The organism is Paenibacillus sp. JQZ6Y-1, assembly GCF_040719145.1.
Lineage (GTDB): Bacteria > Bacillota > Bacilli > Paenibacillales > Paenibacillaceae > Saccharibacillus > Saccharibacillus kandeliae.
Genome location: NZ_JBFDUZ010000001.1, coordinates 198064 through 222995, shown reverse-complemented (window position 1 = coordinate 222995; position 24932 = coordinate 198064). Strand labels below are relative to the sequence as shown.

The following is a 24932-nucleotide window of genomic DNA, read 5'->3' as shown; positions in this document are numbered from 1 at the left end:
CGCTAACGATATATTTCCTTACCATAGAACGCAATAAAACCGGCTGCTCGGTGAAGCAGCCGGTTTCGTCAACTTGCCGTGCCTGTATGATTGCGTATGATCGATGATCAAGATGAAGACATTATTGCTCCAGCGGATTTTTCACAGTGATCTTGCCGGAAATAATATCGTCCTTGATCTGTTTGAGCTTGGTAATGTTTTCTTCGCCGATGAACGGGCTAAGCTTGGATTCGCTATCTTTGGTTACGAAGGTAAGACCAACGCCATCTTCCTTCAAACCGTAATTTGCAGTACCAAATTGGAAGCTGCCATTTGCGAAGTCTTTGACCGTTTCATAGGCTACGGCGTCCGTGCCTTTCAGCTGGGATAGCACGATATGATCTGGGTCTTCTACCGTACGGTCGGTATCCTGACCGGAGGTGTAGAGATTTTTCTCCTTCGCGGCTTCGAATACGCCAAGATCGCTTGTCGCGGATGCGCCAGCTACAAAGTCTGCACCCTGACCGTATTGCACGAGTGCCAATTCTTTTGCTTTTGCCGGATCGTTAAAGCTGCCGACATAGCCGATCAGGAATTTGGCTTTCGGATTGACCGATTCCAGCCCCTGCTTGAAGCCTTCGCTATATTTTTTCAGCAGTGGTACGTCTTGTGCTGCCACCATGCCAACTACGTTGGTTTTGGTTGCCAGTCCAGCTGCTGCGCCGAGCAGATACGAGGCTTCATATTCACGGAATCCGACGCTTCGCACATTCGGCAGATCGACGGTGGTATCAATAATTGCAAATGATTTATCTGGGTTTTCCTGTGCAACCTGTTTCAATACATCTTCTGCTTGGAAGGTAGCAGTGATAATCAGATCATAATCCTCTGCGACGGTAGCACGCATATTTTGCTCAAAAGCGGTTGGATCGGACGATTGGATCGTTTTCGTTTCCACGCCGAATTCCTTGCCGGCTTTTTGAAAACCTTCATCCATCTGTACGAAAAATTGGTTGACGCCGATTTCTTCTGGAAGGACAAGAGCAATTTTCTTCTTCGCGGTGCCGCTTTCACTGCCTGAAGCCGATTGTTCGGAAGTAGACCCACCTGAAGCACATGCAGACAGCATTGCAACAAGCAACATCAGAACAATGACGAACGAAAAACGTTTCGACATTCGTTTTTATTCCCCTTTTGTTTCAAATTTTTCTTTTTCATTTGCAATAATGCTAATGGAATTTGTCGCCTTTTGTCAAATAGTTTTTTGCTATATGTCTTATAGTGGGAGGTTTTGCTGCTTATTGGCTTCATCCACTGCGGAAAGGAATAAGGGAACGAACTCCGGTGGAGCCGCGAGAATCTTTTGGATTAGGAAGGCATGAAGATTCTCGCACCTCCAAAGTCGTTCTTTTCCCTTATTTCCTTTCCTCTGTTCCGAGCATGATGCAGCAAAACCTGTTTGGGGGTGGGTAGTGTGGAAGAACTGGGTTGGAGCGCATTATGTAGTATGGGAGGATGTAGATAGAAAGAAAAAAGCCCTTGTTCCATATAAGAAACAAGGGCTTTTTGGGGTTAGGGATTTGGTGGAATGGATGGGTTTACTTATTTGGGACCGGCGTTGGCTTGGACGCTGTTCGGGACGTTGGCGGCGTTGTCTACAGTGAAGCTGTATGGGAAGGTTACGCTTGGGTAGGTTGCGCCTTGGGCGTTGGTTCCGGTGGTGGCGTTGTAGACGTTGTTGCGCTCGTAGAATTTGTAGCTGTCGCCGTTACTATCCAGTCCGACTTGATGGCTGTTGTTGGTTTTGTAGAAATAGTTGCCTTCAGAGAAAATGTTGCCACCGCTGCCAATTTGGGCGGCGTTGTATTGTTGCTGGTTGAAGCCTTTGGAGTTGTTGCCGGACGGTTGGGTGCTGTTATCAAAGTAGTTATTGTACATGTGGACGTAACCACGCAGCAGCGGGCGTCCTTTCATGTTGGGACCGAACCAGTTATGGTGCAGGGTGACATGCAGCTTTTTGCCACCGTATTCGTAGGAGTCATTTTTGTTGGAACCGATGATCATCGCCAGACGCTCAGAAGCAAGATCTTGATTGTTGCCGACCCAGTTCCACAGTGGGTTCGGATTCATGTTCAGCCATGTATCAGTAAAATAGAAATGGCTATTCGATACGGTTGCATAGTCCGAGCCTTGCGAGATCACGAACAGATCATCACTGATGTTGTACATGGTCACATGATCGACCCAGATATTGCTAGTACGACGGAACGAAGCACCCAGATAGTTCGTACCGATGCCGCCGGGTTGCGTGTCAGCGCCGCTTAGATTTTGCAGGTCTTTGATATTGCCGTAGAAGGTGATGTTTTTGATTACCACATTCTCAATATTGGTTCCTGCGGGCAGCAGTTCGCCGCTGAATTTTAGTTGAATGTTTTGCAATACTGCACCGCCGCCAGCTGCGCCTTCGATGGTAGTATTATTCCATTTGGTACTGTCAAATGTAAACGTTTTCGGTTTTGTGCCGCCATAGATATTGCCTTTGATCACAATATGATGCTTATTCGCATTAAACGCATTTTGCAGTTCCGTCAGATTCGTTACCGTTACTGCCGCTTCATTAGAGCCATTCGTAGTAGCATAACCGCCAGTAGATGCAGCATATGCGTGCTCACCACCCGTTAGTGGCAATACGACCGCTGCCAGCAAGGCTGTGCTCAGCAGCGACAGTTTTATCTTAGATGAAGTTTTTCCTCGTACAGATTCGTTTGTTCTCAACTAAAATACCTCCCAATATAATAAAATGAGTGAACATTATGCAAAATAAAAATGGCGCAGCCCATCTCCGTCTGAGTGGCTGTTATTATGTACAAAAACAATCGTGCAAGACTGAAGATCGAAACCATCTTATGCCAATAAAAGTAACTTCTCCTTTCTTTTCTTGTTCTGGTTTCACCCATCTTCTGAACCCAATTATAGATTTATATGTATATTTGTTCCATATAAAACGAACGATATATTGTATGTACATCTATCTATATAAAATACGGAAACCGTAATCTTATATCCCTTTGCAGCAAGTGTATTAGCATATCATATGTACCCCTTTTGCTCAAACGTTTGACTCTTCTTTTTTTGTCTCTTGTATCGGCTTACGTGATTTCTTTATTTTCAAGGCTTCTGATTCGCACTTCCTTTTTATGATTGATGCGTTAGAAGAAGCATATAAAAATAAAGACACACTCCGCCCCTGCACTCGCTCCTCGTACAACAGCAAAAAGCAGCCAGTGCATGCACTCGCCGCTTGTTTTTGCCAAGATATGATTATGATCTAATACATTCTACAATAGCATCTGGTGCATAATTACGATATGACCCAGTGCATTCTATAGTAGGATGCTGTGCAACGATCTGTTAGAAATGAAAGCCCATGCGACCTTCACCGTTACGTAGCCAGACGCCTTTACGACTCTTATCCAGTTCTCCACGTAGTCCTTGAATAACCTCATGCAGATCCAGCTTGCCTTCTTCATGCCAATGCAGTGCTGCGGATACATACAGCTCACCCAGCTGGGCAAATGTAAAGCCCTCGGTAATCCGCGCCGCTTCTACAACCATCTCGTCACCAGCAAATTCATGCAGCTTTTTGCGGCGGAAATATTCCAGACGCAGCGCTTCATCCGGCAATGTAATCTCATACGCACGGTCAAAGCGTCCTGCACGGTTCATTAGACCGGGGTCGATCTTTTCAGGATAGTTGGTGGTACCGATCAGGAAAATTCCTTCCTTCGACGTTGCGCCATCCAGCGTATTCAGGAAAAAGGAACGTGCTTCGGTCGGCATGGAATCAATATCCTCAATCACCAGCACCATTGGCATCATCCGCCCAGCCGCCTCGAATACCTCTTCAATCGATTCACTGCTTGTATATTCGGTAATTTGCCAGTAAGCGACCGGTCCGGGTACACTGCCCGCAATCGATTTCACCAGCGTCGTCTTCCCGTTGCCCGGATGACCGTAGAGCAGAATACCGCGTTTGTACGGAATGTCGTATTTCTCATAAAAGCTGCGATCCTCTTCAAAAAAGCGATCCAGCGAACGGTAAATGTCCTGCTTGATCTCCGAAGGCATAATCACATCATCACGCGATACCGCACGGCTAACCGGTTCGAGCTGGCGGTTAATCCCATGACGACCATCGGTAAATACGGTCACACGTTTCAGACTTTGCTCCCGTTGACGCACGCGTACATCTGCTAGAAAGTTCAATAAGGCTTCATGACTAACCGCAAACACCAGATCGTCATTGGAAATGCCGTGCTCGCGGAATACCGGCATACGTGCCAGCGCTACGCCAGCTTTTGTATAGGTAAACACGTTATTTTTCAATGAACGGTGCACATCAAAGTCCGGCTCTGGCTTGTCGCCGTCATACATAAATGTCCATTCTTCCAGTCGATCATAAATGCGAATAACATGCTCCAGATTCTCTACGCCTGCGCGCAAATCCTCCTCTAGCAATGTCCAATATTCTACATTCGGGTCTTCGCTGGCATACAGCTTATACTCCACACCATAGCGTTCCCACAGCTTCTGCTCAATGCCAGCAATAATGCGGGCATAATCGGCATAACGTGTGGACAGGTGAGGGTCCTGTTGATCATATACAATAATTGCGTCCGCCGTTGTAGGCTCGGCGGCACGCCTAGGTTCGTTACTGGTACGGTAGGTAGAATCCAATCCGTTACCCTCCTTTTTAGGTTCATGTTGTACATTCATTTGATTATATAGATGATGATAGGTCATCGTTACGATCGATCGGGTCATGCTATCGTCTACATTCAATTATACGCCTTTGTGTCGCAAAGTTGTAATGAGATGAATTTCTGCTCTGACGTTATGGTTAGTTGGTGCCTTTAATCGCTGCCAGCGGCTTGCATTTGGCGACAACGGAAGCGAGCCCTGCGCCAGTCACACTTTCAATAATCTGATCCACATCCTTGTACGCTTGTGGAGATTCATCCAATATGCTCGCTAGTGAACGCTGATTGACGACGATTTCGTCCTCAGTGCCTACCTTCATCGAGCTTGCAAATTCATCCACCTTCACTAGACGCTTCGTTGCCGAGCGGGAACGCGCCCGCCCAGCACCGTGGCAGATGGAGTAATAGTTGTCTTCGCCGCCCGGCGCACCGACCATAATGTATGAAGATGTGCCCATCGAGCCGGGAATGAGTGCCGGATGCCCTGTTTCCAGATAGGGCTTCGGATTGCCCGGATGTCCCGCAGGCAATGCGCGCGTAGCACCTTTACGATGAACAAAGACCGATTCCTCGCCGCGATATTCCGACCACGCATAGTTGTGCATCAGATCATACAGCGTGCGCATCTCGCACTGATTGCCGAACACATCACGGAACGCTTCACGAATGGCAAACGCGATCAGGTGACGGTTCACGGTTGCATAATTCAGTGCCGAATACATGAGATTCACATAATGCTGTGCTTCAGGATGCGACAATGGCAGAAATGCCAGCCGCGAATCCGCTGTGCCCAGTCCGAGTCGGTGCATCGCCGCAATCATCGCCGGATTGCTATCTTGGCTGATGCCGCCGCCCCACGAACGCGAGCCGGAATGCACCATAATCGCAATCTGTCCGTCGTACATGCCCCATGCTTCAGCAATATGACGGTTCTCCTCGTCGATTTCCAATGCTTGAATCTCGGCAAAATGATTGCCGCCGCCAAGTGTTCCCAATTGACGATGTCCACGATGCCATGCGCGATCGCTCACTTGATTCAGTACATTTTCATCGAATTTGAAGCGGCTTTCCTCAACATGCGTAAGGGATGTTGATTTTTTCGGTGTATAGCTGTCCGGTACGTATTTGCCGGGCAGTGCATGCAGCCCTTTGTTAACGACATGCTCTAAACGAAGATCGCTGAAATGTCCGCGTTGCTGTGAATCCATCGGCAAATACTTCTCAATCGCCTTCACCAGCTTGCGGCGCAGCTTGACCTCTTTCAGATCGTCGCGGTGCAGATTGGTCAGATGCACACGCATGCCGCAGCCAATATCGCTGCCGACGATGGAAGGCGAGACACATCCGTCTTCACCGCCCCAGACCGCAGTTGTACCGATACAGGTACCGACGCCGACATGCACGTCCGGCGTATAGCCCATATAGCGAATGCCCGGAATTTGTAAATTGTTGTTCGCCATAGCGAATACTTTGTAATCTAGCCCAGCAAACAGCTCTGGGTTCGCATAGACGCGCAGATCTCCAGCAGGAAGCTTTACTTCGTGAATATACGGATTTTCGCCGGGATGGCTACTATCCATTAATGGGTGTTGGTTGGTTATCATAATAGGTTTAGACCTCTTTCTATGGTTGAGCTTATATGGTTTATATTTGGGATTGCTAATAATACGTGCTATATTTTATGGCTAAATTCGTACTGTTGGTATGCTTCGATCAGAGCGATTCAGCTCCATACCTCATGTAGAGTATCGCGGAACAATTGATCCAGTCTGTCGTCCATCGACTCAGCAGGTGCAGCTTGGGCTGTCGCCAGCTGCTCTAATACTGGAATTTGGACTTCAAGAAAATCATGAATCGATACAATGCGCGGTTCGAGATCCAGCTCTTCGCCAGACATTTTACGCTTCAGCAGTTCATGAATATCACTTTTTAACCGACCTTCTGGCAGCAGTTCTTCTACCAGTGTGTGAAAGGACATCGGCGGTACTGTACCTTTTTCGATGATCCAGCGGCATGCCAGTACGGGACGCAGTACATAAAAGTACTTTTTACTTTTGACCGTCTCGCCCTGCAAATATCCGCGAAGGTTTCCTTTTGCCATATGCAGGTAGTGATACATGCAAGCACGCGGTGAGAAACCAAGCGGTGACAGCTGACGAAGCTGATCTGCCAGTGAGTACGCTTCATGATATACAATCGGCGAAGCCAACCATTCCAGTAGCGGCGGGTTCGATTTGCGGAACAAATTCAATGCTTTGATCAGATCCCAGCCGTTCACATCCAGTTGGTCACTGATCGGATATTCGATTACATCGCGACGCTGAAAAATGGATAGGTACCATTCCGGCTGATGCACATAGATAAACCGCACATCATAGTCGCTATCCACCGATGGGAACCCCCATGCTCTGATGCCCGACTCGCAGGCATATACTATTTTGACATCCTGTTCTTGTTCAATCCGCTGAATCTCCGCGCGGATGATGGTTCTCATCTCTTGACTAACTTGCATGTCTATCACTCCTTTCGTATCTCTATGGCTTTCCACTTGTGTGCTACACATGAACTTGGATGTAACCTGCGAATGTGTACTTAACAGACTCCTTTTATATCACAAACTCCTACTCATCCGACCCACTCAGGGCGGGTACAATGATCGACAGCTATACAAAAAGCCGCAACCCATGTTACGGGCTGCGGCTTTGTCTGAAGGATCGGCAGAAAGCGTCTGCTCTGATCCAATAGCATATGCAGTTGTCATGCTCGGCAATATACAAAGCTATACAATCAATGACTGGGGCAATCCATCTAGATGGATTGTATCCCAATAGAAGAGATCACATCCATCTGAATCCGTACGTACAGGGTGCTTGATTCACAAACACTGTATGTTCAAACCATGTCATTTCCATAAAAAAGAATCAGGCATATAGGCACACCTGATTATTTCCCTGCGGTATATCCCTATGAGGATGCCCGCTTGTATAACTCCGCAAACTGAAGATTATGTCGTCCGTAGGAGGCTGGAAAATAATAACTCGGAATATGCAATTGTCAAACAGCTGGTATCGTTGTTGTGCTGCACGTCGAAGGAATTGCCATCGGTGCGTTGCTGTAGATTCATTTGATAATCTCGGATCATATTGTCCAACCTCCCCTCGTGTAAAAGTTGCTTTTATCATACCCACGATTTTTTCCAACTGTCAAACACCCTTCACAAAAAAAGGTCTTTAGACCTACAAAAATTACCATTCGACATATGAAATTTCCGTTTTTCTTATCATGCGTCAATGCGTTGTCTGATGCTTTATTTTGCTATCGCCAGTTCACTATATTCATACAGCTTCTTACAGTATCGAATGGTAAAATATAGTCGAAAATCTGTAAAATCACAATTTGAAAGGAAGAAAATTATGTTCAAATCCATGTCGAAAAAAGCTCGTCTGCTCCGCATCCTGTTGTCCGCCGCCTTGCTAGCTAGCGCCATCGCACCACTAAGCGCATCCGCTGCCGATTCCTCTGAAGCGTATGCCAAGCTGAATTTTGCGAACAACAAATACTACATATTCAACAACGTCTGGGGTCAGGACAAAGTACAAGGCTGGTGGCAAACCATCTACCACAACAGCGATTCCAACCTCGGCTGGGTATGGCACTGGCCAAGCACCAGCTCCGATGTCAAAGCCTACCCGTCCATCGTCAGCGGCTGGCACTGGACCGAAGGCTACACACCGGGCAGCGGTTTCCCAACTCGCTTGTCCGACAACAAAAATATCAATTCCACCGTCGGCTATTCCATCAAAGCATCCGGCACTTACAACGCCGCATATGATGTCTGGTTCCACAACACCAACAAAGCCAGCTGGGATTCCACCCCAACCGACGAAGTCATGATCTGGCTCAACAATACGAACGCAGGTCCACTCGGAACCTACGTAGAAACCGTCAACATCGGCGGCAGCAGCTGGAAAGTCAACAAGGGTTGGCTCGATGCAGGCAACGGCAAAGGCTGGAACGTCTTCTCCTTCGTCCGTACCGCCAACACATCTGACGCCACCCTAAACGTCAAAAACTTCACCGACTACCTGATCAACAACAAAAAATGGATGACCAATACCAAATACGTCAGCAGCGTCGAATTCGGTACCGAAATCTTCGGCGGCGACGGCCAAATCAACATCTCCAAATGGAACGTCAACGTCCAATAAACACCAACATCCCCCTTCCACATCTCAAACAAATGATACCCAATAAATAAAAACAACTCCCACACATTCCACCAAAAAGAAACGTCCTTGTCCAAACCAGACAAGGACGTTTTCCCATTTTCACCCACCATAGCGCAATAACATCATCAATCCCCCACATCCTTACCTCATCGCACCTTTCCTTGCCCTCCCTCTCCCTGCCCTCCCTCCTGAAAAAGATGGACTTTTTTCTCTCCTTGCACGGAGCGGAGGAAAGGGATAAGGGAAAAGGACGAATTTGAAGGGGCGGGAATCTTCATTCCTTCCTAATCCAAAAGATTCCCGCGGCTCCACCCGAGGACGTTCCCTTATCCCTTTCCGCAGCGGCCCCGTCCAACACCTCCCCAAAAAAAGTCCACCTTTTTCACACCCCCTTCATATTCCAGTGTTACACTGTTTCACGAATACAACTTTTTCGTTATTGATAACAGAGGTGACAATATGACCAAAGAACGGATCGATGAATGGGCGCTGCTGCGCGGGATGTGTTTTCTCGCCGTGGTAATGCAGCATAGCATCGGCGAATACATTTACCGCAGTGATATTGTGCCTGCGGATTCGATTATGCTCGGTATGCTTTATCATTTCACTCGCTTTGGCACGCTGACATTTGTCTTTTTGGCGGGTGCGATTTTATTTTATCAATATGGACAGGGACGACCGTATCGACCAGTGCTGCTCAAGCGAATTGGCGATATTTATGTTCCGTTTGTGATCTGGACCCTGATCTATTGGGTGACCGTTCAGCTAGCAGACCATCAGCCGATTGTTCAAAAGGGGAGCTGGCGGCTGATTATAGAGCAGCTGTTTGCACCGACAAATGGGTATCATCTATGGTTCGTCATTATGATCTTTCAATTTTATTTATTGTTCCCTGCATTTCGCTGGCTGGTCACGCAATTTCGAGATAAGGCGTTGGCTCATCGTGCACCAGAACAGCAGCGCAAACGCGTCATTCTATTGCTGTCAGTCTTAGCAGTTCTCTATGGCTGGCTGATGTATCTATGCTATTATGTCTTTCCGCAATGGACGCTGACCGGTATTGGACAAACCTTGCTAGAGCATCGGGTCAATGAGTTTCCGTTTTACTTTTTCTACTTTGTGCTTGGCGCAGTATGCGGATCGGCGATTCAGACATGGCGCGAAACGATCTTGAAACTGCTGCCTTGGAGTTCGCTTGTCTTTTTGGGTATGTATATCTGGCTCGGCTATGATCTACTCAAGCATTCCACCGATGCTATTAATCTGAATGTATCGACGTATCTGAAGCCGACGACCTTCGTTATTGTGGTCTCACATATGATGTTGATGTATGGCTTAGCTTTACTCTTATCGCGCCAGAATCATGTGATTGTACGCTTTCTAAAATGGTGTGGACGGTATTCGTTTGGCGGGTATTTGTCTCATGCGCTCATTCTGGCGGGAGTCGCAACCTTTACACGTAAGCTTGATCTGACAGGTTACCATTTGCCGTGGACGCTACTCAGCTTTGCGATTGTAGCACCAGCAGCGATTTTGCTGACCAGTCTGCTATCCAAGCTGCCCGGCGGTCATTGGCTAACCGGATCAGCAGGCAAAAAGCGCAAACCATCTGCAACTTCTACAGGCACATCGAGACCAATTCCGCAAGATGCCAAATAACAATAGGACAGATTCCTAAGTAAGTCCGCGCAATCAAAATAACACCCCATACACAGGATAACGTTCCCGTGTATGGGGTGTTTGCTTTATCGATACATCGTATTCGATTGGTTACGAGTGTGCGGATTCCAAGATGGGATCATCATCAAACGTATCAAAGATGTACTGGGAACGACCCGCTGCTTACAGCGGCAAACGCACCGAAAATTCAGTCCATGTTTCGTCACTTTCCACCATAATAATTCCACGGTGTTTTTTCAGGATTTTGGAAACAATCGCCAGACCGAGACCGGAGTTTTTACGGTTTAACGGCTTGGTGCTGAATCCAGCTTCAAAAATCTGCTGTCGTAACTTTTCGGGAATCGGGTTGCCATTGTTTCCAACAGTAAAGGTCAATTGTTCCCCTCGGATACTACCGGTTACCTTGACCAGCTTATCTGGGTTCTCAGTCTCAGCGACCGCATCAAACGCATTGTCGATCAGGTTGCTGACAATCTTCACGAGCTCGGTCGATTTCACCGTACCAAATTGTACAGACTTCAGATTAGCAATTTCGTATTCAAATCGGATTTTGCGATCGTATGCCTGCGTCATTTTCGCCTGAATTAATGCGGACATCGCTGGCAGATTGATATTGATAATCTGGTTCATAGCAATGGATTCGCCAACCAGCTCCGCGGTGTAGGCAGACAGATCATCATACTTTTTCATCTTGACCAGCAATTGGATCGTATTGACGTGATTGTTAAAGTCATGACGCTGTTCCTTGATCGAGTTAAACAAGGCATCGATATTTTCCAGATACACGTTTTGTACGCTTTGCGCTACTGCTTCGGTACGTCGATTCAGCATCGCGATGACACCTAGCACAATGGCAATAATAATAATCGTACACAGAATGATAGACAGTGAGATGAGAAGCAGCTGTTCATTCAGTCTCGTCTGCACACCCGTCAAATCCGACACCACCATAATAATCGCCGGATACGTCAATTCTACGGGAATAAACGTTTTGAGCACCTGCTGACCATTGTACGTCTCGGTGACCGAGATCAATTGTCCCGTGCGATTCACCTGCCGAATATTATCGCGGTCGGGCGCGCTTTTGTACGAGTAGTCGTTGTTGATGGTGTTATTCTCGTCATACCAGATCACACCATGTGAATTGTACTGATTCGACTGATCCAAAAAGATCGGTGGATTGAAAATGGAAATCCCCAGCGTCTGGCGATTCGTTTCGCCATTCAAAATTTCACGTATAATCGCTTCTACACCAGTATCCTTGCGATATTCACGAACCGATTCGTCATCTGTGTAGACATTGATCACATAATCGGTAGAGCCATCATAATAAAATCCCATTTTCTCACTACTGGTGACATCCTCGTCCTCACTGGATACAAGCGGTGCCGCCCAGAAATTCGGCAATTTCTGTCCAAGTTCCACGTTCGGCTCCTGACCGCGCAGCAACTGCTTGACTGCCTTCAGCCAGTCAGAACGCCACGTATTCCACCGGGACAAATCGCTTTCATCGGATGAACGAACAGGTACCACATTATCCCCTTGTTGCTGGAACAATGTAATTCGGTCTACCCCGATCTGCTTGCTTAACGTCTTCAAGTCATTGTCAGTAATCGTATTGAGTTGATTGCCAAGTGTAGATTGGACAGTCTGTGCTGCCATTCTAAGATTCTCACCGTTCAGGTTTTCCACAAACTCTTCCCCGTTCTGGGATAGCTTGATGGATGAGCGAATCTGTTCTGAAATAACGCGCATATTTTGTTCTTGTACAGAGATCAGGGCACTGCGTGATGTTAAGTAATAAATCGTATTCACAATAAGCAATACGACGGTCATACCGACCAGAATATATACAGTTACCGGGATCGGTTTGGGCAACAGGCTCTTGCGCTGTTTCATATTGCAGTTTTACCCCCATTTATATCGGTACTTGTCTATTTCCATTCATAATTGCGCATGGATAGATAAGTACATTAGCCATTTTGTCGACAAAGTTCGATGCTATTCTTCGATCATACCATGAACTGTGCAAACCTACATCTGATTTCCAAAAAAATAATATAATATCGCTGAAAATTTTTATTAATTTCTGGAAAAGATAACTAATATTTATTGTACCGTAGCTCACTAAATAAATCTATATAGAAAGACCCCATAAAGCATATGAATATGCAGTCTGGGGTCTTGTAAGATCGTATTCATACTATAATCTTGCACACTTGCTATTTCTGTGTCATATGACTGGAATTAAATGGATAATTTCCCATGCGTTCTACTCGCCATTCCAGATATTGATTTTCCAGCATTTCATGCAAACGACGCTCGTATACCTCACGTTGCGGCAACCATTTCTGCGTCTCTTCATCCTCATAAATCGTCCATAAATCGCTGAATAGATGCTCCTGCAATGAAACGGGCTGACCGGATGTGCGCCCTTCTGCCCAGACTAGACCTGCATCCGTACGTAAGACGATACGAACGCCGTCCAGCGTGCGTGCTTTCTGTCCAAGTCGGATGGCAGACAGTAGTTGCCCCAGCGTATACCAAGCCATCTGGCTTAGCGCTCGATCAGCTTGAAGTCGTCGTAATGGAAGCCCGGAGCGACCACACACGATACGAATACCGGCTCATCGCCGAGTGGTCGCGCCATTTGCCATACTCCTGCTGGGATTAGTACCTGTGGAAGTTGTCCGGCTTCAATATCCAGACCGAGGATGAACTTCTCACCTTCTTCTGGGCTATCGCCTTTGCCGCCAAGTGTCAGCTCGAGCGGACTGCCAGAGTGAATCAGCCACAGCTCATCCGAATGCACGACATGCCAATCGGAAATTTCATCGGCATGCAATAGGAAGTAGATCGACGTTGCCGAGAAGCGTGGACCGGAATACTGCGGAGGCAAAATTTGCTGTGGAATCTCAAACGATGCTTTCCACATTTCACGGTACCAGCCGCCTTCTTCATGCGGAGTCAGTCCAAGTGCAGCAACAAGTGGGGATACAGGTAATTGAGTTTTCATACGTTGACCTTCTTTCGTTCATAGAATGATTGTAAACTAGAGCATTCTTACATAATCTAGCACAATATGGGGTGAATCTAGCCGTTGCCGTGTCTCTTATTCCGCAGGCTGCGCGGTATGGATATTCGGCTCGGTAGACAACTGTACATTGCCTGCCAAGGCGCGCGAGATCATACATGATTGCTCCGCTTTGTGCGCCAGTAGTTGAGCTTTGTCCAGCTCCTGCGCGGTAGCATTTGCAGGCAGTACAATATGCGGACGATGAATAATTTCTTTATAGGTGAAAATATTATTCGTCACATCCACATTCCCTTGCGATTGCATCGTCAGCTGCTCTACAGCAATATTCGAGCGTTCTAGCATCGCTGCCAATGTGATGATATAACAGGTGGCTGCGGCGCCTAGCAGCATTTCGTCAGGATTGGTACCTGTTCCCGGTCCACCCATCGGCTGCGGAATGGAGATTACGGTATTGAGGTTGCCGGAGGAAATGGTGCCTTCGCTATTGCGTCCGCCCTTCCAATTGGCATCCAGTATAAATTCGTGAATCATGATATGGTCATCTCCCGATTGTAGAATGAGAGTCAGGCTATATGCCTGCTTGTATACGTCCTTCATGCTGTGCATGTTCACTGTATTTCGTACAGGCATTAGTGTACCATATTCCACCGACGTATGGGCAATGCGGACCAAACGAACAAAGCAAAAACACCGCCATACCGGAACATGATCCGGGAGCAGTGTTTGCCTTTATAATTCTTTGCGATTAAAACGTCTCATGCCCCATAGCAGCAAAATCACTGTATACAGTACAGCATAGACGATAAAGCTACCTGAAACGACCTGTCCCAGCCCCATGCCAGAAGTCAGTGAAGAACCGACGTCCACCATTCCGGCGAGATCATCGAATCCAAGCAAGATCGCCAGCATTTTGCGTTGCAGCGCATCGACTGGCATGAGGAAGGAAATGATTCCAGTAATGTTGTTCAAGGTCTGATGCACATCCGGCTCTAAATCCATGACGGACGTGAATTTCTCCACCATCCCGCCAAGCCAGCCTGCCCCATAAAACATCGTCATAAATACGCCATTTCCTAGCGCGGAAAAAGCAGTGGAGCCAAGCAGACTAAGCGTAATTAGAATCGGTACTGCCAACGCATAAACGAGAAACGACTGGATATGTACCACCAGATCACCCGGTACAAAGGTATGAATATCCGTGACTACAATAATCGATACATACAGTAGTAACGCATACAGCACACCAAACGACACATACCCAAGCCATCGTCCAACATACCATTTCCAGCGTGGGACTGGACGGGTTATTGTTGCTTGCATGATGCCAATCTCTGCTTCCCCAGAAATCGACGAAAACGAACTGAAAATCACAAGAAACGCCAGAATAAAGCTGCCAAAGAAAAAGCCGAGTGTCAGCAGTGTAGAGCCTGTTATATACGGTGTGACCAAATCTACCGCTCCCGTATTGGCAGGCTGAGCATTCTTGGTCACTGTACTAGCAATAAACCAGAACAGCACCAAAAAGAGAACGGTCATGACCAGCGTCATCAGCATGACCTTTTTGCGCAGCAGTTCTTTCCATGTCATTCCAATAATCGTATTCATTCGTGTTCCCCCCGGTGGCTGAGTCCTGATACAGCTTCCATAAACCATTCCTCCAGCCGTTCTCGTACCGGATACACATGATACAGCGTCATCCCTTGATTAACGATTAGCGTCGTGATCAGACCGACCTGCTGCTCGTTATCAATAACTGCTTCCAGCCAGATTTCATCGCCCATACTGCCACCGTTTCTTTCGCCGTCAGGTAATGATTCCGCCTTATGCAGCTGAACGCCGCTCGTTTCCATCAACCACGGCAAAATATCGGGAGTATAGCCCCCGATTTTGAACAGCCAGCGAGTCTGTGCGTGCAGCACCTGCTGTACCGTCCCGTGACGCAGAATCTCGCCATTATTGAGCAGCGCGATTCGGTCGCAAATATACTCTACTTCCTCCAATAGATGCGAATTCAGGAAAATGGTCTTGCCTTCCTGCTTGAGTTCACGCAGCAGTTTACGTACCTCCAACCGACCGACTGGATCAAGCGCCGAAGATGGTTCATCCAAAAATAGAATCGGCGGATCGGCAATCAGCGCACACGCCAGTCCGAGACGTTGCTGCATACCTTTGGAATACTGCTTGACTCTGTCTTTGCCACGATTGCCGATGCCTACGCGATCTAGCAGCTCTGGTACACGGCGCGCTGTCGTCTCTTTGTCCAGTCCGCACAATTTGGCATGCAGCCTGACGACTTCACTGCCGGTCAACCATTCCTGATAACGGTACAGCTCTGGCAAATAACCGATATGCCGCTTGGCTGCTACGGTTCCGATTGGATCGCCGAATAGCGAAGCAGTTCCATTTGTCGGCTGAATCAGACCGACCAGCATTTTGACAAGCGTGCTTTTGCCAGCACCATTAGGACCGAGGAAGCCAAAGGCTTCCCCCTGTCCAACGGTAATCTGCACATTTCGGCAGCCGCGTCCATTATCATACTGCTTGGTGAGATTATCGATATGAATGGCGTTTTGCGTCATGAGGCTGTCAGTTCCTTCACTTTAGCAATAATGGCATCTGTGTTGGCAAATACATTTTGACTACCTTGCAGATCGAAATATTCGCCGTCTTTGATCCAATAGGCGTTGTAGATCGCATAATCATTTTGTCCAGCGACATATGGCTCTTCTTGAATGACAACCGGTATATTGTTGATCTGTACGCGTTGAGTAGGATGATTGGACACAAGTGGCAGTGGTACTTCGCCGTTCAACACTTTTTGTTTTTCCAGCATATCTTTAATATCCTGTGGCACCAATGGCAGATTCGCCATCGTATCGAACAGACGAGCAGGATCTACTCCTTCATCAAATGTCACTTTTGGTACTGCCATTTGCTCTAGACTCGCCCAAGTATCACTCGGATTGCTGTCTGGATCAGACGGAATCATTTGGTAGCGGATCGTCTCTGGTTTGTTGATTGTAATGAGTTTGCCGTTCATTTCTTCCGGCAACAATGTAGTACCGCCCAGACGCGTAATCGCGCTGTTCACAGCATCCGTATTTAGTTTATAGGTTTCTGTTTGCGAGTTGTAGACATACACACGATCTTCAAACTGCTTCAATTCAGATGGAGACAGAGCAGTATATCCCAGCTTGCTAAGCGCTTGGTGAGCTGTCTGTTCGCCTTCGTACGTACCGCTAGTTGATGAGAATGCACCAAAGCGATTCATATCTTCGTTGGTTACACCTTTTTCGTGATACTGATCGATCATATTGGTAATACCGTCATCATTGATTGCCGTCAGCTCTTGCATACGGAATTGATTCAACAGCGATGCCAGTGCATTGTTGCCGAACGGGGTTGCAAGTACCGTACCTGCCACTACACAAGCGGCAATGCCAGCTGTCCATTTGCGAGCTTTGCTGCCGAAGCGGCGGGACTTCTTATTGCTATTCATCTGCTCAGGTGCAGTAGATGGCTGATGATTCATCGTATTCAATCCTTTCAAGGTCGGTATAGTTGTTGTTTCCGGTACGGATGGTTCGGATACAGTCTGATCACGTTCTGCCCACGCTTGCCAGCTGGGATGAGGGGTTTCAGCGGCAAGTAGGGTTTGCATTTTCATCCATGCTGCATCGGTTTCTACCTTATCAGCATCATGGGACATGGCACGGTCAGTGGAACGCTGCGGATGGTTGTCACGGTCGGCATGGTCATCATTGCCTTGCACAGGATGTCTATTCACCTGCAAATCCTCCTTTGTCTCTGTCTGTAGAGTTATTCAAGTTCATGCTATCCATTCGCTCCTTGCCTGATCAGGTGGAGTTGAGCATTTTTTTGCGTAATTTGTTCGTAGCGCGATGCAGTAACGTACCTACGATCGGCGGTCTCAGTTGAAGCTGCTCAGCAATCTCAGAGTAGCTGTAGCCGGAATATTTCATTAATAATGCTTGTCGGTCGCGCTCAGGCAGCTGATCCAGCAGCTGGTGCACTTCATCGTGCTCCAATTGGCGAATCATCACGTCCTCGCCGTTTGCGGGAGAAGGCTGATTCAGATCGTAGTATTGCTCCTGCTTTTCCTGCAATCGACGCTCGCGCGCTTTTTTATCCATATAGTCGTAAGCGATGCGGGTCAGCACTCGGTGCAGCCAAGCGCCGATCACGTCGGGATTGTCGGGCGGATTGCGGTACAGCCGCAAAAAGACCTCCTGCGCCAGATCGTCCGCCGCGGCATTGTCACGCACCATCGCATATAGTTTGCGTTTTACAGTAGGGTAATGATCGTAAAAGATTTGTTTGAACTGTTCCGGTTCCGGGTTGTTCATCGGTTTGGATGCTCCTTTCCGCTGCAGCTATAAGAAAGACGGGCAGGTGCAGATTTTTGTATCACGTGTCTGAAAAAATATTTGCGACGCTTCTGGCTACAGCGTATATAATCCATAACAACATAAAAATCAATCGTATCCATAGTATAGAAGAAATGAGCTATCGCCAACCATTCCTAGGTTGCCAATCTACACACCAACATGTTCGTTATTCTCATGTTCCCTCCACTTCAAATGTGCAAATAAAAATAATAATAAAATTCTCTATCTTTCCATGCCTTGCGCCCTATGTAAAAAGCAAAAAATCGCGTTATGATGAGCTTAGATTCCAGCCGACAAGTTTCCTCAATAAAAGCCAAAATATCCCCTTTATTCCTCTTTGGAATCCAATAATTGGCAAGTTATAATTAATATATAACGAAAGGGGTGAGTCAATGGACTGGCTGGAGGATTTTAGGCCACAAATCTATGAATTGTTTGCCGAAGCCGAACAGCGGATCAGCCGTTTTCCAGCGCCGCTCAATGTTCTGGGACTTCATTACCTGTCTGGATTCGATATTCGCAAGCAAGGCAGCGTAAAAAATTATATTTGTTATTTGCTACCATTCTGGTTGGAGCGTACATTAACGACCAGGCTCCGGCATCTGTCCCCCGCTTCACTGCTGCCGGTAGCAAAGCTGGCGGCGCTCGGTAATGTGATGGGTATGCTGCACTTTTTCATTCAGGATGATCTGATGGATGTTCAGGATCGGCAATCGGACAGCATCGATCGACAACGACTCGTACCGCTCAGTCAGATGCTCCATAGTGAGTTTCTGTTGATCTTGTCACAGACTACGCACGATCAGGCACGGCTGTGGGACTATTATCACCGCTTTGTAATGGAATGGGCAGATGCGGTCAGTCTCGAGAAGGAAAGCGATTATTTTCTCCATGATCGTCTGAAAATTGCGGGTAAAGCCAGTCCACTCAAACTATCGGTGGCACTGTTGCTGCTGGAAGCGCGCTTGCCTGATCAATTGCCTATCGTAATGCAACAGCTGGATGAGGTGCTAATCGCCCTGCAAATGAACGATGATGCCGCAGATTGGCCAGAGGATCTGGCGGATGGCAGTTACAATTGTCTGTTATCGCTGATCCGGCAGGAGCTGTCGATGAAAGGTTCTTCTGCGGATGAGACGTCTCCTATAGCGGTGCCAGTCCTGAACGAACGGCTAGTGCATCAAGCGATCTATGACCGTCATATTTTGCGGCGCTATGCGGCGATTGCTGCTGATGGGTATTTGACGGTATCATCTTCAGCTACCATTCCACATCTCAATCACTTTCACGCCTATTTGGTTCGTCAGCTGAATCGGATGACAGAGCAGGTAGATCAGCATCGTAATTTGCTCATGCAGCAGGGTAGTCTATGGTACCACGCCAATATTTTGCCTTAAATAAACAAGAAAAATATTACAATAGATATGGATTTTAGAAGTATTGCATGTTATAGTAATAGGAAAATATAACCATTTGAAGAAGGGAATGATGGGTATGTCCAGCCAAGCCATTTTTCACAATCAGGTGATTCAAAAAGCATGGGAAGACCCAGGATTTTTGGAATTGTTAAAAACCAATCCAAAACAGGCATTGCAGGAAGTGATGGGCATTTCGTTTCCAGAGCATATCAAGCTGACCACCATTGAAGAAACACCGAGCGAGCTATATTTGGTCATTCCACCTAAACCTTCGGACGTGGTTCCTGCTGCACGCTTGAAACCGGAAGCGTCTTGGTAAACGGTTGTTCCATATCCGTTCATCTAACAGTGGGTTGTTCATAATGATATACCGACTTTTATCCATAATTCATTCGCAACCATGCAAAAAAGCGCAACCGTTTGTTACTACGGATTGCGCTTTTTTTATATGCCAGTGCGTCTTTTCTCCCTTGTGCAGCATTTGCAATTTGATTATCCTATTTATAAAAACGCTTACATTTGGATATGAAGGTGTAGAGTCTGCCTGATTGATGGAGAAGGAGGCCGTTTTGATGAATGCTGATTTTGTAATGGAGTATCATCATCTTCCGACATTTTCCCCGCTGCATACCGCCACCGAAACGCATCGCTGGACCTTGATTTATTTGCCTTCTACTGCTGGAGCATCATTATCTATGAGTAGCGCACGTATCTATCTGACACCACCCGGACAGGATGCACCTTGGGTACAGCCGATTCATGGTAGAGCATCGGGCGTATGCTGCCAATTCGTTGCTTGCCCACAATGGATGAGCTGGCTGCACCAATTGCAAACCCCTCATGCTGAACGACCACTGCTGATCAATGACAGCCGATTATGCCGAGAAATACAGCAGGTGCTGGAGCGGCTGATGGAATACGGCGACCGTGCCGATCATCCGGGCTATCGCCAGCTTACCTTTCATCTGCTCAGCGAAGTGTTGCTTCTGCTCGCCATGAATGCCGGAGCAGACAATCATCATTCTGATGGACGTATCGAAGAAGTGCAGCATTATTTGCAGCGCCATTATACCGAAGATATTCGGGTAGAGCAGCTCGCCCAGCTCGTCTGTCTGTCGCCTTCGCGATTGTCACATTTGTATAAGCAGCATACTGGCGAGACGATTATGGATACTGTACTTCGGCTAAGACTGGAACAGGCACAACAGTTATTGTGCAGCACTTCTCGCTATATTGGGGAGATCGCCTACGAGGTCGGCTTCAATTCACAGACGTATTTCACCTGCAAATTTACTCGCCACTTTGGCATCAGTCCATCGCTGTATCGTAGCAGCTTTTTCGCTCGTTCGGCGGATGAAGAACCCGCTTATTATTTGTAGTCATCGGCGGATGCTCTATGCTGACATCCATGTTTTGTTATACAAAAGGGATATTCCAGCATGATAGTCTGCCCTAGTATTCTCGCATGGTATCGGTATCATGAATCCTTCCCTATGAAGCTCTAACATCAAGGTACATGTTTGGTTTATGGTCGCTGACTATCCCACACATTGCTCAGTCGATGGACCTTCAACGATACAATCTGCATATGACCGCCGGTTGTATACAGACTCATCTGACGGCTGGTAGCATCAGGGAATACGATGCTACTGAATACCGTCTGTCCATTATTGGCAAAGACCTCTACCGTAGAACGATCTACCAGAATGCGCAGCCGGATAATGCCGTCTGTCGCTGGCAGCGTTGCTTGCTGACGTGTGCGGAATAGCGGCGAGAAGTTGGTGATGCCGGATTGCGCTCGGTCGATAAATAGCTGCTGATCTGCTGCCATATAGCCTATCTCGGTAAACTGCGTGCTGTCGCCATTTTCTAATAACCGAAAGCCAAACGACGATGCCGGTTGCTGCTGCGGCAAGCGTATCTCTGCTTGTATCTCATAGCTGGCGGATGATAGGCCCGCTAACAGATCAGGGCTATCCGGCTGTAGAGTTATCGCTTGGGTTTGCAATAGGGGCGTGCGCAAGGTGTTCAGCTGTTCCACTGGCTGCTGAGATAATCGCCAGCCGTTCGGTGTCGATACTAGCGACAATTGGCGCGGAATGGTCAATACCCCTTTCCAATCACCAGTTGGCTGCTCAAACGCATAATCCCAGTTGGTCATCCAAGCCATCACAATACGCTGATGCTGCGGCAATCCGGCAAAGGACATCGAAGCGTAAAATTCCTTACCCCAATCCGTTTTCAGCACCGTACCGGCAGGATTATCGTTAATAAATTTGCCAGCTGAATCCAGCTGACCAATAAAATATTCTGCGTCCGAGCCTTCCGTATTGGGATTAGCACCCGTGCTGATCATCAGCACCCATTTTACCGTGCCATCTGCCGCTTGTAATGGAAACAGGTCTGGGCATTCCCATACGCCGCCACGAATATAATTGCCATATCCAAAATTGTCCGTTAATGTCCAATCCAGCAGATTGGTCGATACGAATAAGCGCACATGATCGCCGCCTGATACGACCATCACCCAGCGGTTATGGGCATCGTCGCGCACAATCTTCGGATCACGAAAGTCCCAGCCACCCAGCTCTGTTGCACGTTTACCTGGATTATCAATCACGACCGGACGGTCGGTTGGATAGCGCCATGTACGTCCACGATCCGTACTGTAAGCGATTCCAATTTTCTGATTGCCATTGTGTTCTGTCGGTGTGTAGGATGTATAATACGCGATTAAGCCTCCTTCTGTTGTTCCGTCAAACAAACCCGATACATTGTGCTCATCAGCGATGGTGGAGCCTGACCAAATATGTCCAAGCTGATTCCATTCCAGCGCAAAGGGCAAGTTTTTCCAATGCAACAGATCGGTACTGACTGCATGCGCCCATCGTCCGCCATCCTGATGAAACAGATGATATTCACCCTTATAATAGATCAAGCCGTTCGGGTCACTCGCCCAGCCGCGTAGTGCAGAATAATGATACGCTGGACGATAATCCTCGCCGTAAAATTGCTGCTGTGTCATCCGGTACGTATCCTGAAAAGAAGCAGCACCGCTCACCACCACAATGCCCGCCATATCTTCATCTGCACCATCGGTCAGCTGCTCGGTATCCAGCGCCGGTTGCGCATAGCCATCTACATACAACTGCAAGTGATGATCTTGCACATGCAGCTCCAAGCGATGCTTTGCACCGGATTCGCTAGGATAACTCTGCTGCGATTGCTGAATGATGGTGCCGTCGGACTGCTGTAACCGAGCAGTGATACGATGATCATTGCGAATCAAAAGGACCTGATAGCCCTGCTGCCCCTGTTCATCGGTGCGAAGTACTAGCCCCGCCTCCATCGGCGCTTGCGTTTGTGTTGGCAACTGCTCATCCACTGGCATCAGATCGGTCATCAGCACCAGATTTGTTCCGGTCGGCTGGGCGTATAGTTTCATACCGCCCTGTCCACCTTCCAATACCACACCTCTCATGCCACGCCGATCCAGCGCCCAGACTGCATCACCTACCGTATATTCATGACTTCCATTATGATTCCATGTTGCCGTTTCTCCTTCAGCGGCAATCGCTGCCGCCAATACCGATGGATGGTTGGTCATGCTGCTCTCTCCTGACTGCGAAACCTCCGCTGCCTGCACAGTAGAACTTAGCCAGCTGTACAGACAAGCAGCGAACAATAACGCTCCTAATCTACGAATACCATTGGAATAGTGATACTTGTTAAGCATGCTGTTGGGTTTCGTCTCGCTGCCGCTATCTGTGATCATACTTCCGTCGCTTATGCGGTTGCAGTCGAATGTGACAACCTGTTTGCTATCCAAATTCTCGCCTCCCTGAAGCGTCCTATAATGGGCATGGATGAGACTGTACTTGTACGTGATCACACATCGCGTGCTTGTGTATAAAATGGCTGTCTCCGCTTCGTTCACAGCTGCTGATCTTCTGACACCTCATAAAGTGCTACCGACATGCGCAGTGTCTTCTTTTCTTCATCTGCATAGCGTATCAAGCCCATCCGCTCTGCACCCACATTCGGAAATACCAAATCTGTCATCACAACACAACCATCATCTGCAAATACCTCTACCGATCCGCGATCCACAAATATACGCAGCTCACGCACGTCTTCCTTTTCCGCTAAACTCGCTTCATGTCGTCCTGCAAAATGCTCATGAAACACTTGATCACCGGACATCGTACGGTCGATAAACAATATGCCAGCTGCCGCATCCACACCAATCACCGTGCGATGCTGTCCATCTGATAAGACTTCCCATTCCGCCGATGTGCTTATTGGCATCACGACATGTAGCTCATAGCTGCACAACCGCAGATCAGCGAGTGCTGTAGCAATCTGCTCCGGCTGTACCTGATCCAATTGCAGACGTAGATGACGGCACTTCTCCCATTCGCTCACCGGATGTTGAAGCAGTTGCACGGAACCATCCGTTGCTTGTTCCAATCTCAATTCACGGGCAATCGTCATCGCTCCGCGCCAGCTACCCGTCGGTGTCGTATTGGCATAACGCCAATTGCTCATCCAACCCATATATAGTCGCCGTCCATCTGCTGCTGGAATATCCGACCAGTTCACACCTGCATAATTGTCCCGCCCATGATCGAGCCAACGCACCTGCTGTGATGCTTCGTCCGCCACAAAATTCGTCCCGTCAAATTGCCCGATAAAATACTGCGTCCGCGAACCTTCTACACTGGTTCCGTCATCGCTAATACTGACTAGCATGACCCAGCGCTGCTCACCTTGCTCCCCATTACTCAGCGGCAGTGGAAACAAATCTGGGCATTCCCATACTCCATCATGACTACCGATCCCTTCGCCAAATACACTCAATTCCTGCCATTGCAGCAAATTGGATGATCGATACAATGCCACCGTCTGTCCACAGGTGACGATCATGATCCAGCTATGATTCGGCTCATACCAGAACACCTTCGGATCGCGAAAATCAGGTCGCGTAGGGCAGGTCAGCACTGGATTCCCAGCGTACTTTTGCCAAGTACGCCCATGATCATGACTGTAGGCAAGACTTTGACTTTGCTGTACCGATTGCCCAGGCTGCTCATCATGATGGGTGAAGATCGCCACCAATCCCGGCTGCTCTGGGAAAAATCCAGTCGTATTGTTCCAATCAACCACCGCACTACCGGAAAAGATTGTACCCAGCTCATCCGGCTCCAGCGCAATCGGCAGCTCCTGCCAGTGCACCAGATCGCGCGATACCGCATGTCCCCAGTGCATCGGTCCCCATGTCTGCCCAAACGGATGATATTGAAAAAAGAGATGATATTCCCCCTCCCAATACACCATCCCGTTCGGATCGTTCATCCAGCCGTGCTTAGGCGAGAAATGGTATGCCCCACGATAATCGTTTTGTAGTTGTAAAGACATGC

20 protein-coding genes are annotated in these 24932 nt (G+C 47.9%); 5 read left to right on the top strand and 15 right to left on the bottom strand.

The features are described from left to right. Positions 1-121 precede the first annotated feature (121 nt). From ABXR35_RS00925 to ABXR35_RS00905, 5 genes are all read right to left on the bottom strand, one after another. Positions 122-1156: a BMP family lipoprotein gene (locus ABXR35_RS00925; RefSeq protein WP_367054180.1), complete on the bottom strand. Its 1035-nt coding sequence runs from the start codon at positions 1154-1156 to the stop codon at positions 122-124. Between the two features lie 425 nt (positions 1157-1581). Beyond that, entirely contained in the window at positions 1582-2754 is a 1173-nt protein-coding gene (locus ABXR35_RS00920) for a pectate lyase family protein (protein ID WP_367054177.1), read from the bottom strand. A 636-nt stretch (positions 2755-3390) separates the two neighbouring features. Further along, positions 3391-4650, bottom strand: a complete 1260-nt coding sequence (locus ABXR35_RS00915) for an AAA family ATPase (RefSeq protein WP_436669340.1) — start codon at positions 4648-4650, stop codon at positions 3391-3393. Between the two features lie 229 nt (positions 4651-4879). After that, on the bottom strand, positions 4880-6343 hold the full coding sequence (locus ABXR35_RS00910) for an RtcB family protein (RefSeq protein WP_436669307.1): 1464 nt from the start codon (positions 6341-6343) through the stop codon (positions 4880-4882). A gap of 119 nt (positions 6344-6462) precedes the next feature. After that, positions 6463-7251, bottom strand: a complete 789-nt coding sequence (locus tag ABXR35_RS00905; RefSeq protein ID WP_367054172.1) for a nucleotidyltransferase domain-containing protein — start codon at positions 7249-7251, stop codon at positions 6463-6465. Positions 7252-8152: 901 nt separating this feature from the next. Here ABXR35_RS00905 and ABXR35_RS00900 point away from each other — a divergent pair. Continuing rightward, entirely contained in the window at positions 8153-8947 is a 795-nt protein-coding gene (locus tag ABXR35_RS00900; RefSeq protein ID WP_367054169.1) for a GH12 family glycosyl hydrolase domain-containing protein, read from the top strand. Between the two features lie 480 nt (positions 8948-9427). Beyond that, entirely contained in the window at positions 9428-10627 is a 1200-nt protein-coding gene (locus ABXR35_RS00895) for an acyltransferase (RefSeq protein WP_367054166.1), read from the top strand. Between the two features lie 183 nt (positions 10628-10810). On the opposite strand, the gene ABXR35_RS00890 is transcribed toward ABXR35_RS00895, so the two are convergent. The 8 genes from ABXR35_RS00890 to ABXR35_RS00855 form a co-directional block, all read right to left on the bottom strand. Continuing rightward, positions 10811-12547, bottom strand: a complete 1737-nt coding sequence (locus ABXR35_RS00890) for a sensor histidine kinase (RefSeq protein ID WP_367054163.1) — start codon at positions 12545-12547, stop codon at positions 10811-10813. A gap of 323 nt (positions 12548-12870) precedes the next feature. Continuing rightward, complete coding sequence (locus ABXR35_RS00885; RefSeq protein WP_367054160.1) at positions 12871-13200, bottom strand: hypothetical protein; 330 nt, start codon at positions 13198-13200, stop codon at positions 12871-12873. 5 nt (positions 13201-13205) lie between these two features. Then, positions 13206-13664, bottom strand: coding sequence for a cupin domain-containing protein (locus ABXR35_RS00880; RefSeq protein ID WP_367054157.1), 459 nt, complete (start codon positions 13662-13664; stop codon positions 13206-13208). 96 nt (positions 13665-13760) lie between these two features. After that, complete coding sequence (locus tag ABXR35_RS00875) at positions 13761-14216, bottom strand: OsmC family protein (protein WP_367054154.1); 456 nt, start codon at positions 14214-14216, stop codon at positions 13761-13763. A 198-nt stretch (positions 14217-14414) separates the two neighbouring features. Further along, on the bottom strand, positions 14415-15290 hold the full coding sequence (locus ABXR35_RS00870; RefSeq protein ID WP_367054151.1) for an ABC transporter permease subunit: 876 nt from the start codon (positions 15288-15290) through the stop codon (positions 14415-14417). Further along, entirely contained in the window at positions 15287-16264 is a 978-nt protein-coding gene (locus tag ABXR35_RS00865; RefSeq protein ID WP_367054149.1) for an ABC transporter ATP-binding protein, read from the bottom strand. Before ABXR35_RS00865 ends, ABXR35_RS00870 begins: the two co-directional genes overlap by 4 nt. Beyond that, positions 16261-17472, bottom strand: a complete 1212-nt coding sequence (locus tag ABXR35_RS00860; protein WP_367054146.1) for a hypothetical protein — start codon at positions 17470-17472, stop codon at positions 16261-16263. Before ABXR35_RS00860 ends, ABXR35_RS00865 begins: the two co-directional genes overlap by 4 nt. Positions 17473-17542: 70 nt before the next feature. Continuing rightward, complete coding sequence (locus ABXR35_RS00855; RefSeq protein ID WP_367054144.1) at positions 17543-18052, bottom strand: sigma-70 family RNA polymerase sigma factor; 510 nt, start codon at positions 18050-18052, stop codon at positions 17543-17545. Between the two features lie 434 nt (positions 18053-18486). Between ABXR35_RS00855 and ABXR35_RS00850 the strand changes: the two genes are divergently transcribed. From ABXR35_RS00850 to ABXR35_RS00840, 3 genes are all read left to right on the top strand, one after another. Further along, positions 18487-19491, top strand: a complete 1005-nt coding sequence (locus ABXR35_RS00850; RefSeq protein ID WP_367054141.1) for a hypothetical protein — start codon at positions 18487-18489, stop codon at positions 19489-19491. Between the two features lie 97 nt (positions 19492-19588). Beyond that, the gene (locus ABXR35_RS00845; RefSeq protein ID WP_367054138.1) at positions 19589-19831 is read left to right on the top strand and encodes an NHLP leader peptide family RiPP precursor; all 243 of its coding nucleotides are present in this window, start codon (positions 19589-19591) and stop codon (positions 19829-19831) included. Between the two features lie 253 nt (positions 19832-20084). Beyond that, entirely contained in the window at positions 20085-20891 is an 807-nt protein-coding gene (locus ABXR35_RS00840; RefSeq protein ID WP_367054135.1) for a helix-turn-helix domain-containing protein, read from the top strand. A gap of 146 nt (positions 20892-21037) precedes the next feature. Here ABXR35_RS00840 and ABXR35_RS00835 read toward each other — a convergent pair whose 3' ends face one another. After that, positions 21038-23341 carry a glycoside hydrolase family 32 protein gene (locus tag ABXR35_RS00835; RefSeq protein ID WP_367054132.1) on the bottom strand — a complete coding sequence of 768 codons (2304 nt, stop codon included), beginning with the start codon at positions 23339-23341 and terminating at the stop codon, positions 21038-21040. 104 nt (positions 23342-23445) lie between these two features. Beyond that, positions 23446-24930, bottom strand: coding sequence for a glycoside hydrolase family 32 protein (locus tag ABXR35_RS00830; protein WP_367054129.1), 1485 nt, complete (start codon positions 24928-24930; stop codon positions 23446-23448). Between the last annotated feature and the right edge of the window lie 2 nt (positions 24931-24932).